Consider the following 14815-nt stretch of genomic DNA (forward strand, 5'->3'; position numbering starts at 1 on the left):
CGGGGCGCGCAGGCGCGGGGCGCGCAGGCGCGGGGCGCGCAGGCGCGGGGCGCGCAGGCGGAGGGCGACGCGGGCGCGGGCAGCGCGGGCACGCGGTAGCGCGGGCACGCGGTAGCGCGGGCACGGGGCAGCGCAGGCACGCGCAGGCGTAGCGCGGGGCACCGCGGGGGCGAAGCCGGGTGGGTCAGAGGCGGGTGAGGATGGCGTCGGCCAGTCGGGGGGCGGCGCCCGGGGCCGTGCTCAGGAAGAGGGAGGGCTCGGCGAGCTCGAGCTCGACCAGCAGCGGCGCGCCGTCGGGGCCTGGGATGAGGTCGACGCGGGCGTAGAGCAGGCGCTTGGGGCCGCCCGGGACGTGTTCGAGGACGCGGGCGGCCACGTCGAGTTCGGCCTGGTCCGGTGTGCGTGGGGTGATGCGCTCGCTGCCGGGGTCGATGGCGCCCTCGTCGGGGCCGGTCAGCATCGCGCCCTTGCGGATGGAGTGGCTGAAGCTCAGCTCGCCGTCCGGGCCGGGCGTGAAGATGAGCGCGCTCTCGCCGACGGTGTCCACGGCCTCGAGGTAGGGCTGGATCATCGCCGTGCGGCCGGCCGCGAGCAGGCGGGCCACGTGGGCCCCGGCCAGTCCGGTCTGTGCGGGCAGGCGGTAGCGGCCGGTGTCCTGGCTGCCGGCGCTGATTGTGGGCTTGACGACCCATTCGCCGGCCTTGGGGGCCGTCCACTTCTCGCCCGGGGCGACGTACGACGTCGGCGTCACCGGCAGGCCGGCCTCGGCGAGCCGGCCCAGGTAGCGCTTGTCGGTGTTCCACTCGACGACGTCGCCCGGGTTGAGCAGGCGGGGCACGCTGCGGGCCCAGGCCACGAAGGCGTCGCGGCGGGGCACGTAGTCCCACGGGGACCGGATCACGACCAGGTCGTAGCCGGCCCAGACGGCGGTCTCGTCGTCCCAGCGGACGGCGTCGACGTGCACGCCGCGGTCGCGCAGCGCGTCACGCAGCGGGAAGTCGTCCTCCCACAGGTCGGGGAAGAGCTCACACGTAACGAGAGCGACCCGGGAGTCCTCCCGGGCCGCCCGACGAATAGGGGAAGTCACTGGATCTTTCTACCGGGCCATGCTCCGGCGCGACATCGACCGCCAAAGGTCGTTGCTGGGGCGCATCTGCTCCATGAGCTCACGCTCCCACTCGTTCTCCACTTCCACGCCGGCGTTCTCACACGCCTTGCGGGCGACGTTCGTGTCGTCGGCGAACTGGTCGGACCACTCGCCGTCCTGGCCGACGAGGACAATGCGGGCACCACGCTTGCCGACGTACTCGATGACCGCCTTGGCGCCACCGTGGCCTGCCGCGAAGGACTTGATCCCCGCGGTCAGTGTCGTATCGGAACCTTGAGCCATGACGGGCAGCGTAAGCAGAGAATCTGGGAGAGCAAGCACCCTCGCCCCGCTTTTGTGAGGGGAATTACCTGCGGGTTTAACTGTTGGACACATAGCTATCAACTAATTCGCCCGTTTTGTACCCATCAACGGGTTTCCATCTATTGAGTGACTGGCCGTAACCGAGAATGGGATGATATCGGGCACGTTGTGCGACGCGGTGACTCTGCGGTGGCGACGCCGGGCCCCGGAACGACCGCGGGCGGGCGCCGGCAGCCGATGGCTGCCGAACGCCCGCCCGTGACAAGAACGAGATCGGACCTTAAAACTCACACAAGGGCGTCGACCGCCACCGCGATGAACAGGATCGTCAGGTAGGTGATCGACCAGTGGAACAGCCGCATCGGCTTGAGGGGCTCACCGGCCCGCGACCGCTTCACCAGAAGCAGCGCCTCGGCCAGGAAGGCCACGCCGGTGGCGATCGCGGTCACGCCGTAGATCCAGCCGAGCCCGAGCGGCCAGGCGGCCAGCGAGGCGGCCACGGTCAGCACGGTGTAGAGGACGATCTCGAAGTTGACCCGGCCCATGGAGCGCACCACGGGCAGCATCGGGACGCCGGCCCGGGCGTAGTCGTCCTTGTACTTGATGGCCAGCGCATAGAAGTGCGGCATCTGCCAAAAGAAGACAATGGCGAAAAGCGCCCATCCGACGGCGCCCACGTCGCCGGTGACGGCGGCCCAGCCGATGATCACCGGGGCCGAGCCGCAGATGCCGCCCCAGAACGTGCTGGCGACGGTGCGCCGCTTGAGCCACAGCGTGTAGACGACGTCGTAGTAGAAGATCGCGCCCGCGGTCAGCGCCGTGGCCAGCCAGTTGGTGAAGACGGCCATCAGGGCGACGGAAATCACCGCGAGGGTCAGACCAAAGATCAACACCGATCGCGGGGTGACGGCGTTGGCCGGCAGCGGGCGCCGCTTGGTGCGCCGCATCACCTGGTCGATGTCGCGGTCGATGTAGCAGTTGAGCGCGCTCGCGGCGCCGCCCGCCATCGCCCCGCCGATCAGCACCACGGCGAGAGTGCCCAGGTCAGGCCAGCCCTTGGCGGCGACGATCATCGCCGGGATCGTGGTCACCAGCAGCAACTCGACGATCTGCGGCTTGGTCAGCGCCAGGTAGGCGCGGAACAGCGCGATGGGATCGCGACGCGTCGCCTCGGCGGTGCTCTCCGGACGGCCAAGCTCCTGTCCTTCGACGGGACGCTCGGTGATCATGCTCACGGACTGCCACCTTCCGGCATCGGCACTTGCCAACTCACGACCGTTGCCGGCAGCAGCCGGCGGCACGCTCGGACAGCCTACGCTCAGCCATCTCCGCTGCTCTGACGACCCTTGCCAGGTGCACGGCGTCACAACGGGCGTGTCCGCTCTCAGCGTATGGGCCTCGGCCGTTCCCCGGGCGCGGGTTTAACCCAAGTGGATAGGGTCAAGCTCAAAAGGGATTCCCAAAATCATGCCCGAGGAGCACAACCGACGTGGCTGCCACAGATCCTGCTCTCAATTGGTCCGACCTTGACCGCAAAGCGGTGGACACTGTCCGGGTGCTGGCCATGGATGCCGTCGAGAAGTCCGGCAACGGCCATCCCGGTACCGCGATGAGCCTCGCGCCCGCCGCATACCTGCTGTTCAACCGGGTCATGCGGCACGACCCGACCGACCCCCTGTGGGCCGGGCGCGACCGCTTCGTGCTCTCCTGTGGGCACTCCAGTCTCACCCTCTACATTCAGCTCTACCTCAACGGCTTTGGCCTGGGCATCGACGACCTGGCCTCGCTGCGCCAGTGGGACTCGCTGACCCCCGGTCACCCCGAGTACGGGCACACCCCCGGCGTCGAGGTCACCACCGGCCCGCTCGGGCAGGGCATCGGCAACGCGATCGGCATGGCCATGGCCGCCCGGCGCGAGCGGGGCCTGTTCGACCCCGAGGCCGCCGACGGTGACTCTCCGTTCGACCACAATGTGTACGTGCTGTGCTCGGACGGCGACATCGAGGAGGGCGTCAGCCACGAGTCGAGCGCCATCGCCGGCGTGCAGAAGCTCGGCAACCTCACGGTGATCTACGACGACAACGAGATCTCCATCGAGGACGACACCCGCATCGCCAAGAACGAGGACGTCGGGGCGCGCTACGCCGCGTACGGCTGGCACGTGCAGCACGTGGACTGGCGCAAGGGCGACCCGTCGAAGGGCAGCGAGTACCACGAGGACGTCGAGGCGCTGCACGCCGCGATCGTGGCGGCCAACAAGGTCACCGACAAGCCCTCCTTCATCGTGCTGCGCACGATCATCGGCTGGCCCGCGCCGAACAAGCAGAACACCGGCAAGATCCACGGCTCCGCGCTGGGCGCCGACGAGGTCGCCGCGACCAAGGAGATCCTCGGCTTCGACAAGAACGAGACGTTCGCCGTCGCCGAGGACGTGCTCGCCCACGCGCGCAAGGTCGTCGAGCGGGGCCAGGCGGCCCACGCCGAGTGGAACACCAAGTTCGAGGCCTGGGCCAAGGGCAACCCCGACGGCAAGGCGCTGTTCGACCGGCTCTCCGCGCACAAGCTGCCCGAGGGCTGGGAGAAGTCGCTGCCCGAGTTCCCGGCCGACGCCAAGGGCCTGGCCACCCGCGCCGCCTCCGGCAAGGTGCTCAAGGCGCTCGCCCCGGTGCTGCCCGAGCTGTGGGGCGGCTCGGCCGACCTCGCCGAGAGCAACAACACCACCATGGAGGGCGAGCCGTCCTTCATCCCCTCGGAGTACGCGACCAAGGCCTTCCCCGGCAACGAGTACGGCCGCACGCTGCACTTCGGCATCCGTGAGCACGGCATGGGCTCGATCCTCAACGGCATCACCGCCCACGGCAGGACCCGTCCCTACGGCGGCACGTTCCTGGTCTTCAGCGACTACATGCGCGGCGCCGTGCGCCTGTCCGCGCTGATGAAGCTGCCGGTCGTCTACGTGTGGACGCACGACTCGATCGGTCTCGGCGAGGACGGCCCGACCCACCAGCCGATCGAGACGCTGTCCGCGCTGCGGGCCATCGTCGGCCTCGACGTGGTGCGCCCGGCCGACGCCAACGAGACCGCGTGGGCCTGGCGCGGCGCCCTGGAGCACAACGACCGCCCGACCGGCCTGGCGCTGTCCCGGCAGAACCTGCCGACGATCGACCGCACCAAGTACGCGTCGGCCGAGGGCACGCTCAAGGGCGGCTACATCCTCTCCGAGGCGTCCGGCGGCGAGCCCAAGGTGATCCTCATCGGCACCGGCTCCGAGGTGTCCATCTGCCTGGCCGCTCAGGAGCGCCTCGAGGCCGAGGGAACTCCGACCCGCGTGGTATCGATGCCGTGCCTCGAGTGGTTCTACGAGCAGGACACCGCGTACCAGCAGCAGGTGCTGCCGCGCGGCGTCAAGGCCCGGGTGACGGTGGAGGCCGGCATCCGGCAGAGCTGGGACCGGATCCTGGGCGAGGCCGGCGAGCCCGTGAGCATCGAGCACTACGGTGCGAGCGCCCCCGCCAAGATCCTCTTCGAGCAGTTCGGGTTCACCGCGGACAACGTGGTGGCCAAGGCCAACGCCGCCCTGGCCAAGGTCGGCGAGATCACCGGTCACAAGACCGGAAACTGAGGAGAAGTAGTTATGACCGACAGGCTGGCAGAGCTCTCCGCCCAGGGTGTGGCGGTATGGCTCGACGACCTCTCCCGCCCCCGGCTGACCACCGGCTCGCTGAAGAAGATGCTCGACGAGGAGCACGTGGTCGGTGTGACCACCAACCCGAGCATCTTCCAGAAGGCGCTCTCGGACGCGGACGCGTACGACGAGCAGCTCAAGGACCTGGCCGCGCAGCGGGTCACCGTCGAGGAGGCCGTACGGCTGATGACGGCCCGCGACGTGCGTGACGCGTGCGACGTGGAGCGCCCGGCCTACGACGCCTCCAACGGCGTCGACGGCCGCGTGTCGATCGAGGTCGACCCGCGCAAGGCGCACGAGACCGAGAGCACCGTGGCCGAGGCCAAGACCCTGTGGTGGCTGGTCGACCGGGAGAACCTGTTCATCAAGATCCCGGCGACCCTCGCGGGCCTGCCGGCGATCACCGCCACGCTCGCCGAGGGCATCAGCGTCAACGTGACGCTGATCTTCTCGCTCGAGCGCTACCGCGCGGTGATGGAGGCCTTCCTGGCCGGCATCGAGCAGGCCAAGGCGAACGGGCACGACCTCAGCAAGATCGGCTCGGTCGCGTCGTTCTTCGTCTCCCGCGTGGACAGCGAGGTCGACAAGCGCCTCGACAAGATCGGCAGCGACGAGGCCAAGGCCCTCAAGGGCAAGGCCGCCATCGCCAACGCCCAGCTCGCGTACGAGGCGTACGAGGAGGTCTTCTCCGGTGAGCGCTGGAAGGCGCTCGCCGCCGCCGGGGCCCAGCCGCAGCGTCCGCTGTGGGCGTCGACCTCGACGAAGAACCCCGAGTACAAGGACACGATCTACGTCGAGGAGCTCATCGCTCCCGGCACGGTCAACACCATGCCGGAGTCCGTCATCAAGGCGTACGCCGACCACGGTGAGACCCGCGGCAACACCATCTCGGGCCAGTACGAGGCCGCCAAGAAGGTCTTCGCCGACCTCAAGGCCGTCGGCGTCGACTTCGACGACGTCGTCAAGGTTCTCGAGACCGAGGGCGTCGACAAGTTCGAGCAGAGCTGGAAGGAGCTGCTCGAGGGCGTCGACAAGTCGCTGAAGGCGGCCGCCTCCGGCTCGAGCAGCCCGAGCGACGCAGCCTGATCCGGTGTGCGGGGGCCCGCTTCGGCGGGCCCCCTTGCACGGCTGTACCTGCTTAGACACCTGCACGACACCGAAAACTGGCAGGATGGACCACGTGGGCAATCCGCTGCGTACCGCACAGGACCGCAGGCTTCCCCGGATCCCGGAGCCGTGCGCTCTGGTGATCTTCGGAGTCACCGGTGACCTGTCTAGAAAGAAGCTCATCCCGGCCGTCTACGACCTGGCCAACCGAGGTCTGCTGCCGCCCGGTTTCGTGGTTCTGGGCTTCGCCCGCCGCGACTGGGGTGACGGCGACTTCGAGTCCCTGGCCTACGAGGCGGCGAAAAAGGGCGCCCGTACCCCGTGGCGCGAGGACGTCTGGCAGCGGCTGGCCAGCCAGTTCCAGTTCGTGCCGGGGTCGTTCGACGACGACGCCGCGTTCGACCACCTCGCCGAGACCCTCGACGACCTGCGCGAGCGCAACGGCATCCCGGGCAACGCCGCCTTCTACTTCTCGATCCCGCCGGCCGCGTTCCCGCTGGTGCTCAACCAGCTGGCCCGCACCGGCATGGCCGACAACGCCAAGTCCGGCGGGTGGCGCCGGGTCGTCGTGGAGAAGCCGTTCGGCAGCGACCTGGAGAGCGCCGTCGCGCTCAACCAGCTGGTGGACGAGGTCTTCACGCCCAGCGACGTCTACCGGATCGACCACTACCTGGGCAAGGAGACGGTCCAGAACATCCTGGCCCTCCGCTTCGCCAACAGCCTGTTCGAGCCGGTCTGGAACAGCAAGTACGTCGACTCGGTCCAGATCACCATGGCCGAGGACGTCGGCATCGGCACCCGGGCCGCCTTCTACGACGCGTCCGGCGCCGCCCGCGACGTGCTGCAGAACCACCTGCTCCAGCTGCTCGCCCTGGTCGCCATGGAGGAGCCGACGAGCTTCGACCACGACGACGTACGCGCCGAGAAGCTCAAGGTGCTGAAGGCGATCAGCCTTCCCAAGGACATCTCCAAGGGCTCGGTCCGCGGTCAGTACCTCCCCGGCTGGGTGGCCGGCGAGCGCGCCGTGGGCTACCTGGAGGAGAAGAACATCCCGGCCGGCTCCACCACGGAGACGTACGCGGCGGTCCGGCTCGGCATCCAGAACAGGCGCTGGGCCGAGGTGCCGTTCTACGTGCGCGTCGGCAAGCGCATGCCGCGCCGGGTGACCGAGATCGCGATTCTGTTCAAGCGCGCGCCGCACCTGCCGTTCGACCCGGCCGACGTCGAGATGCTGGGCAACAACCAGCTGGTCATCCGCGTGCAGCCGGACGAGGGCGTGGTGCTCAAGTTCGGCTCCAAGGTGCCCGGCACCACGATGGAGGTCCGCGACATCGCGATGGACTTCCAGTACGGCGAGGCGTTCACCGAGTCCAGCCCCGAGGCGTACGAGCGCCTGGTCCTGGATGTTCTGGTCGGCGACCGGACCCTGTTCCCGGACGCCGCCGAGATCGAGCAGAGCTGGCAGGTCATCGACCCGCTGGAGGCCGCCTGGAAGGGCACGAAGCCGGAGCCGTACCGGGCCGGCGAGTGGGGCCCGCGGGCGTCGGACGAGATGCTGGCCCGCGAGGGCCGCGCGTGGAGGCGAGCATGATCGGGCTGTGGGACACCACCGGCAACGAGGTGGTCAAGGCGCTCGCGGCCGAGCGGCGCAGCGCCGGCGGCGTCGCGTCCGGCCTGGCCCTGACGCTGGTCGCCGTGGTCGAGGAGAAGAAGGTCCGCGAGGCCGAGGCGGCCGCCACGATCGCCGCCGCCGCGCACCCGTGCCGGCTGCTCATCGTGGTCCGGTCCGACCTGGAGGGCCGCAGCCGGCTCGACGCGGAGATCGTCGTGGGCGGTCGTCTCGGCCCGGCCGAGGCGGTCGTCATGCGGATGTACGGCCGGCTCGCGCTGCACGCCGAGTCGGTGGTCATGCCGCTGCTGGCGCCGGACGTCCCGGTCGTCACCTGGTGGCACCAGGACCCGCCGGACGTGATCGCGAACGACTTCCTCGGTGTCGTGGCCGACCGCCGGATCACCGACTGCGCGCAGGCGCTCGATCCGGTGGCCGCGCTGCGCCAGCGGGCGATCGACTACGCGCCCGGCGACACCGACCTGACCTGGACCCGCATCACGCTGTGGCGCACCCTGGTCGCGGGCGCCTTCGACACCACCGAGGCCCGCGTCACCGGCGCCACCATCACGGCGCCGACGAGCGACCCGACGGCGGCGCTGATGAGCGGCTGGCTCCAGTCGCGGCTCGGCATCCGCCCGACGCTGCAGCACACCGACCGCTCCCCGCGGATGCACTCGGTCCAGCTGCAGTGCGAGAACGGCGACACGGTGACGGTGACCCGCGAGGAGAACACCGCGCTGTTCAGCCGCACCGGTCAGGAGGACCGCTACATGCCGCTGCCCAAGCGGCCGGTCGGCGACGAGCTGGCCGAGGAGCTGCGCCGCCTGGACGCCGACCAGATCTACGCCGACGCCCTCGGCGCGATGGCCGGGGTCACCGGGCTCGACCACAAGCCGCCGATGCGCGTGCACGTGTGGAAGGACCCGGCGCTGGCCGCCAAGGCGGAGTCCGAGGCCGGCGCCATGGCCGGCCCCGGCGGTTCGGCCGCCTAGTTTCCCCCATTTTCGAAGTGGGCCGTCCTCCCTCTGTGGAGGGCGGCCCACGGCCTTTGACAGGAGTGACCGTGAGCAAGACCTTGGTCGTGGTGGTACCCGACGCCGACATCCTCGCGGCGACGGTGGCGTCCCGGCTCGTCGCCAAGATCGTGGACGCGCAGGCCGAGCGCGGCACGGCGAGCGTGGTGCTGACCGGCGGCCGCATCGCCGGCAAGGTGCTGCACACCCTGAAGGACCTGCCGGCCGCCGCGGCCATCGACTGGTCCCACGTGGACCTGTGGTGGGGTGACGAGCGGTTCCTGCCCGCGGGCGACCCCGACCGCAACGAGACCCAGGCCCGCGCGGCCCTGCTCGACGCGCTGCCGCTCGACCAGGCCCGGGTGCACGCCATGCCGGCCTCGGACGGCCCGGACGGCGACGACGCCGAGGCGGCCGCCGCGCGGTACGCGGGTGAGCTGCGCCTGGGCGGGGCCGACGTGCCCCCGATCGACGTGCTGATGCTCGGCGTGGGCGAGGACGGCCACGTGGCCTCGCTCTTCCCCGAGCACCCGGTGCTCAACGAGACCGGGACCACCGCGGCCGTGCACAACAGCCCGAAGCCGCCGCCGACCCGGATCACGCTGACCATGCCGACGATCCAGAGCGCCGACGAGGTGTGGCTGATCGCCGCCGGCCCGGACAAGACCGAGTCGGTCGGCAAGGCCCTCAACGGCGACAAGCTGCTGCCGGCCGCGCACGCCACCGGCGCCACGAAAACGTACTGGCTGCTCGACAGGGCGGCCGCGGCGAACGTGGCCGCGAAGAGCTGAAATCTGCCCGAAGGTGCGGCGCCGAGGGCAATCGGCGCCCACCTCGAGGGCGTGCGCCCGGTCACCGGGCCGGCGGCTCATAGACTGCGCATCGTGCAACCAAAGATCCGCGCCTACCGGCCCAGCGACCTCGACTCCGTCTACGACATCTGCGTCCGTACCGCCGACGCCGGCGGCGACGCCCGCGGGCAGAACAGCTCCGACCGGCTGGTCGGCGACATCTTCGCCGCGCCCTACGTCGTGCTGGAGCCCGAGCGGGCGTACGTGGTGGACGACGGCGAGGGCACCGCGGTCGGCTACGTCCTGGGCACGAAGGACACGGCCGACTTCGTGAAGCGCTACCGCGCGGAGTGGCTGCCGGCCACCGAGGGCCGTTACGGCGACGATCCCCGCGACCAGTCGTGGCTCGAGCTGCACCACAACCCCGAGCGCATGCTGATCCCGGAGCTGGCCGGCTACCCGGCCCACCTGCACATCGACCTGCTGCCGGAGTGGCAGGGCAAGGGCTTCGGCCGGGGCCTGATGTCGGCCTTCCTGGGCGGTCTGCGCGCGGCCGGCGTGGCCCGGGTCCACTTGGGCATGAACCCGGCCAACACCGGGGCGCGCGTCTTCTACGACCGGCTGGGCTTCACCGAGATCACGGTGCCCGGGGCCGAGAACGTCACCTATCTGGGCCGCTCCACGGAGGAGTGAGGGTCACTCGCGGCCGCGGCGCTGGCGCACCTTGGCCAGCGCCTCCTCGAGGATCTTGGCCCCGTCCTCGTCGCTACGGCGCTCCTTGACGTAGGCCAGGTGCGACTTGTACGGCTCGGAGCGCAGCCGGCCGGGCGGGTTCTGCCCGTCCAGGCCGGCGGGCTGGCCGCAGCGCGGGCAGTCCCACGTCTCCGGCGCGGCGGCCTCGGCCGCGAACAGGATGTCGCTGCGGTGCCCGGCGGAGCAGAAGTAGGTCACCTCCCGGCGGGGTGCGGGCTCGGTACGCTCGTCGGGGCGCATCGGGGACGAGCCGACTCGGCTGCCACGGATGGCGCTGCCACTGGACACGGACGTCACTCCTGTCTCGAGGGCGTTGCTGGGGTCACCCGTTAACGGGTGCGAAACAAACCAAAACAAACGCCGCGCGCCCGGCAGAACCGGACGCGCGGCAGAGTCTACGACTATTACGCTCCGTCAGGAAGCGCGGCTGGCCATTAACTGCCGGGCAGGGCCAGGCGAAGCCAAAGGCCCAGGCCGACGATGCAGGCGAACCAGACGATGCCCACCAGCACGGTGTAGCGGTCGAGGTTCTTCTCCGCCACCGACGAGCCCGAGAGGCTGGAGGTGACACCGCCGCCGAACATGCTCGACATGCCGCCGCCCTTGCCGCGGTGCAGCAGGATCAGCAGGGTCAGCAGAATGCTGGTGATCACCAGCAACACGATCATCGTGTACGCGAACCACATCGGCATGGTCGGTTCGATTCCTCTCGAAGGGCATAACAGCGGTCCAACAATAGCGTGTGCCCGGACACCTCAGGCGTCCGGGCACACGGGGAACTTCTCAGCGGGCTACATGCTCCCGAAAACGCGCGATCGACGCGAACTCCTCGGCGTCGAGGCTCGCCCCGCCGACGAGGGCGCCGTCCACGTCCGGCTGCGACATGATGGACGCGACGTTGGCCGCCTTCACCGAGCCGCCGTACAGGATCCGGACCGCGTTGCCGATCTCCTCGCCGTACTTCTCGGTGAGCCGCACCCGCAGGGCGGCGCAGACCTCCTGCGCGTCCTCCGGCGTCGCCGTCTTGCCCGTGCCGATCGCCCAGACCGGCTCGTACGCGATGACGATCTGCTTGACCTGCTCGGGCTTGAGCCCGGCCAGACCGGCGTCGAGCTGGTCGACGCAGTGCGAGCAGTGGCCGTTGGCCTCGCGGATGTCCAGCCCCTCGCCCACGCACAGGATCGGCGTCAGGCCGCTCGCGAAGGCCGCCTTCACCTTCGCGTTGACCGTGGCGTCGTCCTCGTCGTGGTACTCGCGGCGCTCGGAGTGACCGGCCAGCACGTACGTGCAGCCCAGCTTCTCCAGCATCGAGCCGGCGATCTCACCGGTGTAGGCGCCGGACTTGTGCTTCGAGATGTCCTGGGCGCCGTACTTGATCAGCAGCTTGTCGCCGTCGACCGCGGTCTGCACGGTGCGCAGGTCGGTGAACGGCGGCAGGACGGCCACCTCGACGTCGGTCAGCTGCTGCTCGGACAGGCTCGCGGCCAGCTTCTGCACCAGCAGATTCGCCTCGAAGTGGTTGAGGTTCATCTTCCAGTTGCCGGCCATCAGCGGCCGGCGTGCTTCGGCAGTCACGTCACTTCTCCAGCGCTTCGATGCCGGGCAGGGTCTTGCCCTCGAGGTACTCCAGGGAGGCGCCGCCACCGGTCGAGATGTGCCCGAAGGCGCTCTCGTCCAGGCCGAGCGTGCGCACGGCCGCGGCCGAGTCGCCCCCGCCGACGACCGAGAAGCCGTCGATCTTGGTGATGGCCTCGGCCACGCCCCGGGTGCCGGCCGCGAACGGCGCCAGCTCGAAGACGCCCATCGGACCGTTCCAGAACACCGTCTTGGCCGGGCCGATGGCGTCGGCGAACAGCGCCACCGACTCCGGGCCGATGTCCAGGCCGAGCCGGTCGGCCGGGATCTCGGACGCGGCGACGGTGACGTGGTCGGCGTCGGCCGAGAACTCGGTGGCCGCGACGACGTCGACCGGCAGCACGATCCGCCCGCCGGCCTCGGCCAGCAGGTCGGCGCAGGTCTGCACCATCTCGTCCTCGAGCAGCGACTTGCCGACCTCGTGGCCCTGGGCCTTGAGGAAGGTGAAGCACATGCCGCCGCCGACGAGCAGCTTGTCGACCTTCGGCAGCAGCGCCTTGATCACCGCGAGCTTGTCGGAGACCTTCGAGCCACCCAGGACCACGACGTACGGCTGCTCGGGGCTCTCGGTGACCTTCTTGAGCACCTCGACCTCGCGCAGCACGAGACCGCCGGCGTAGTGCGGCAGGATCGCCGGCACGTCGTACACCGAGGCGTGCTTGCGGTGCACGGCGCCGAACGCGTCGTCGACGTAGTAGTCGGCGAACGAGGCCAGCTGAGCCGCGAAGGCGGCCCGGGCGGCGTCGTCCTTGGCCGTCTCGCCCTCGTTGAAGCGCAGGTTCTCCAGCAGGAGCACCTGGCCGTCCTGAAGGGCGTCGACCTTGGCCGCCGCGTCGTCGCCGACCGTGTCGGTCGCGAAGGCCACCGGCGAGCCGAGCAGCTCGCCCAGGCGGGTGGCGACCGGCTGCAGCGTGTACTTCGGGTCCGGGGCGCCCTTCGGGCGGCCCAGGTGCGACACCACAATGACGCGGGCGCCCGCGTCACGCAGGGCTATCACGGTCGGCAGGACCGCGCGGGCGCGGCCGTCGTCCGAGATGACCCCAGGGTTGCTCTTGTCGAACGGGACGTTCAGGTCGGCGCGCACGAGCACGCGCCGACCCGACACACCCTCGCCGAGCAGGTCGTCGAGAGTCTTCACGATGCGTCAGCCGACCAGCTTGACCAGGTCGACGAGGCGGTTCGAGTAGCCCCACTCGTTGTCGTACCAGCCGACGACCTTGACCTGGTTGCCGATGACCTTGGTCAGGCCGGCGTCGAAGATGCACGAGGCCGGGTCGGTCACGATGTCCGAGGAGACGATCTCGTCCTCGGTGTAGGTCAGGATGCCCCGCAGAGCGCCCTCGGCGGCGGCCTTGATCGCGGCGTTGACCTCCTCCACGGAGGTCTCCTTCTTGGCCTGGAAGGTCAGGTCGGTGGCCGAGCCGGTCGGGATCGGCACGCGCATCGCGAAGCCGTCGAGCTTGCCCTTGAGCTCCGGCAGCACCAGGCTGACGGCCTTGGCGGCGCCGGTCGAGGTCGGCACCACGTTCAGCGCGGCGGCGCGGGCGCGGCGCAGGTCCTTGTGCGGGCCGTCCTGCAGGTTCTGGTCCTGGGTGTAGGCGTGGATCGTGGTCATCAGGCCACGCTCGATGCCGATGGTGTCGTTCAGGACCTTCGCCATCGGGGCGAGGCAGTTGGTCGTGCAGGACGCGTTCGAGATGATCGTGTGCTGCGCGGCGTCGTACTTGTCGTCGTTGACGCCGATGACGACAGTGATGTCCTCGTTCTTGGCCGGGGCCGAGATGATGACCTTCTTGGCGCCCTTGTCGACGTGCGCCTTGGCCTTGGTGGCGTCGGTGAAGAAGCCGGTCGACTCGATGACGACGTCGGCGCCCAGGTCGCCCCACGGGAGGTTGTTGGGGTCACGCTCGGCGAAGGCCTTGAAGGTCTTGCCACCCACGGTGATCTCGTCGGCCGTGGCCTTCACCTCGTGCGGCAGGCGGCCCAGGATCGAGTCGTACTTGAGCAGGTGGGCCAGCGTCGCGTTGTCGGTCAGGTCGTTCACGCCGACGATCTCGATGTCCGCACCCGAGGCCTGCGCGGCCCGGAAGAAGTTGCGGCCGATGCGGCCAAATCCGTTGATGCCAACCCGGATGGTCACAGGTGGATCTCCTCGTTTCGGTCCGCCGGATTTTGCGACCGGCGGAGGGTCTGCGTTGCCGACCGTTTCCGGGGCCGGCAAAAGGGGCGTCCGGCCGCCGCGCCAGCAGGAGGAGGCGCCGCGACTGACGGGCGGCGCACAGCGCGGTCGGCCGAGCTGCCGGCACCGTCGCCGTCGGCTAAGACACTATCCGAGCCCCCGGAGCGCCTCACGCAGGGGGCGCAACCTAACCGTGACTAAGCTCCCCCGTTAACCTGCGCTTCTTCCCCCCGAAACGACGAAGGGCCGCTCACGCGGCCCTCGTCTCACAGCGTCTCAGTTCGCCTGGCTCGGCCCTTCGCTCCTGGGCTCCTTCGCAAGCCCCTCCAGCAGGCGGGTGATGTGGGCCAGACCAGCCCGGTTCTCCGCACGGAAGCTGTTGAACTCCTTGCGGTGATCGGCGCACTCCTTGTAATGATCGACCTGCGTCTTGCGCATAGCTTCCAGAAGCTTGACGTGGGCGTTCAGCTTCACTCGCAGATCAGCCACGTCTCGATCAGCTCCAGCTGCCAACGTATGCACCTCCTCGACTTGAGCTTCCACCGCCGTGACTCGTTCCTCAAGGCTCTTCTCGCCGCTCATGGCGGGAGAGTCTTCCGGATTTTCGAGGCGAGCTGTAAGAGGAAAAA

Annotated in this window: 15 protein-coding genes; 6 read left to right on the forward strand and 9 right to left on the reverse strand. The window is 69.7% G+C overall.

Going from position 1 to position 14815, the window contains the following annotated elements:
- Positions 1–184 precede the first annotated feature (184 nt).
- The 3 genes from AB0J66_RS33395 to AB0J66_RS33405 all read right to left on the reverse strand — a co-directional run bounded on the left by AB0J66_RS33395 (position 185) and on the right by AB0J66_RS33405 (position 2646).
- Positions 185–1087 (reverse strand): hypothetical protein, encoded by a 903-nt coding sequence (locus AB0J66_RS33395; RefSeq protein ID WP_364669288.1) that lies wholly within the window; start codon positions 1085–1087, stop codon positions 185–187.
- Between the two features lie 9 nt (positions 1088–1096).
- Positions 1097–1390, reverse strand: a complete 294-nt coding sequence (locus AB0J66_RS33400) for a hypothetical protein (protein ID WP_364669290.1) — start codon at positions 1388–1390, stop codon at positions 1097–1099.
- Positions 1391–1698: 308 nt separating this feature from the next.
- The gene (locus tag AB0J66_RS33405; protein ID WP_364669293.1) at positions 1699–2646 is read right to left on the reverse strand and encodes a heme o synthase; all 948 of its coding nucleotides are present in this window, start codon (positions 2644–2646) and stop codon (positions 1699–1701) included.
- A 254-nt stretch (positions 2647–2900) separates the two neighbouring features.
- On the opposite strand from AB0J66_RS33405, the gene tkt reads away from it, so the two are divergent.
- From tkt to AB0J66_RS33435, 6 genes are all read left to right on the forward strand, one after another.
- Positions 2901–5033: a transketolase gene (gene tkt / locus AB0J66_RS33410; RefSeq protein ID WP_364669295.1), complete on the forward strand. Its 2133-nt coding sequence runs from the start codon at positions 2901–2903 to the stop codon at positions 5031–5033.
- 12 nt (positions 5034–5045) lie between these two features.
- Positions 5046–6182 (forward strand): transaldolase, encoded by a 1137-nt coding sequence (gene tal, locus AB0J66_RS33415; RefSeq protein ID WP_364669297.1) that lies wholly within the window; start codon positions 5046–5048, stop codon positions 6180–6182.
- 94 nt (positions 6183–6276) lie between these two features.
- A complete protein-coding gene (gene zwf / locus AB0J66_RS33420) occupies positions 6277–7794 on the forward strand; it encodes a glucose-6-phosphate dehydrogenase (protein ID WP_364669697.1) in 1518 nt (505 codons plus the stop codon).
- Positions 7791–8807: a glucose-6-phosphate dehydrogenase assembly protein OpcA gene (locus AB0J66_RS33425; protein WP_364669300.1), complete on the forward strand. Its 1017-nt coding sequence runs from the start codon at positions 7791–7793 to the stop codon at positions 8805–8807. The genes zwf and AB0J66_RS33425 overlap by 4 nt, the downstream gene beginning before the upstream one ends.
- Before the next feature lie 71 nt (positions 8808–8878).
- The gene (pgl, locus tag AB0J66_RS33430) at positions 8879–9619 is read left to right on the forward strand and encodes a 6-phosphogluconolactonase (protein ID WP_364669301.1); all 741 of its coding nucleotides are present in this window, start codon (positions 8879–8881) and stop codon (positions 9617–9619) included.
- Positions 9620–9712: 93 nt separating this feature from the next.
- Positions 9713–10312, forward strand: coding sequence for a GNAT family N-acetyltransferase (locus AB0J66_RS33435; RefSeq protein ID WP_364669302.1), 600 nt, complete (start codon positions 9713–9715; stop codon positions 10310–10312).
- A 3-nt stretch (positions 10313–10315) separates the two neighbouring features.
- Here AB0J66_RS33435 and AB0J66_RS33440 read toward each other — a convergent pair whose 3' ends face one another.
- The 6 genes from AB0J66_RS33440 to AB0J66_RS33465 all read right to left on the reverse strand — a co-directional run bounded on the left by AB0J66_RS33440 (position 10316) and on the right by AB0J66_RS33465 (position 14768).
- Positions 10316–10660: an RNA polymerase-binding protein RbpA gene (locus tag AB0J66_RS33440; RefSeq protein ID WP_364669304.1), complete on the reverse strand. Its 345-nt coding sequence runs from the start codon at positions 10658–10660 to the stop codon at positions 10316–10318.
- A gap of 146 nt (positions 10661–10806) precedes the next feature.
- Positions 10807–11064: a preprotein translocase subunit SecG gene (secG, locus tag AB0J66_RS33445; protein WP_364669307.1), complete on the reverse strand. Its 258-nt coding sequence runs from the start codon at positions 11062–11064 to the stop codon at positions 10807–10809.
- Between the two features lie 91 nt (positions 11065–11155).
- Complete coding sequence (gene tpiA / locus AB0J66_RS33450) at positions 11156–11920, reverse strand: triose-phosphate isomerase (RefSeq protein WP_364669700.1); 765 nt, start codon at positions 11918–11920, stop codon at positions 11156–11158.
- A 28-nt stretch (positions 11921–11948) separates the two neighbouring features.
- Positions 11949–13145 carry a phosphoglycerate kinase gene (locus AB0J66_RS33455; protein WP_364669309.1) on the reverse strand — a complete coding sequence of 399 codons (1197 nt, stop codon included), beginning with the start codon at positions 13143–13145 and terminating at the stop codon, positions 11949–11951.
- Positions 13146–13151: 6 nt separating this feature from the next.
- On the reverse strand, positions 13152–14147 hold the full coding sequence (gene gap, locus AB0J66_RS33460) for a type I glyceraldehyde-3-phosphate dehydrogenase (RefSeq protein ID WP_364669312.1): 996 nt from the start codon (positions 14145–14147) through the stop codon (positions 13152–13154).
- A gap of 315 nt (positions 14148–14462) precedes the next feature.
- On the reverse strand, positions 14463–14768 hold the full coding sequence (locus AB0J66_RS33465) for a hypothetical protein (RefSeq protein ID WP_364669315.1): 306 nt from the start codon (positions 14766–14768) through the stop codon (positions 14463–14465).
- Positions 14769–14815: the final 47 nt, after the last annotated feature.

The organism is Actinoplanes sp. NPDC049598 (assembly GCF_040675435.1).
In the GTDB taxonomy this organism is placed as follows: Bacteria; Actinomycetota; Actinomycetes; order Mycobacteriales; family Micromonosporaceae; genus Actinoplanes.

Excerpts from the sequence above, each read along its gene's own strand:
- AB0J66_RS33400 (WP_364669290.1), bottom strand. The coding sequence starts at position 1,390 with ATGGCTCAAGGTTCCGATACGACACTGACCGCGGGGATCAAGTCCTTC.
- tal (WP_364669297.1), top strand. The coding sequence starts at position 5,046 with ATGACCGACAGGCTGGCAGAGCTCTCCGCCCAGGGTGTGGCGGTATGG.
- AB0J66_RS33425 (WP_364669300.1), top strand. The coding sequence starts at position 7,791 with ATGATCGGGCTGTGGGACACCACCGGCAACGAGGTGGTCAAGGCGCTC.
- secG (WP_364669307.1), bottom strand. The coding sequence starts at position 11,064 with ATGCCGATGTGGTTCGCGTACACGATGATCGTGTTGCTGGTGATCACC.
- tpiA (WP_364669700.1), bottom strand. The coding sequence starts at position 11,920 with ATGGCCGGCAACTGGAAGATGAACCTCAACCACTTCGAGGCGAATCTG.
- AB0J66_RS33465 (WP_364669315.1), bottom strand. The coding sequence starts at position 14,768 with ATGAGCGGCGAGAAGAGCCTTGAGGAACGAGTCACGGCGGTGGAAGCT.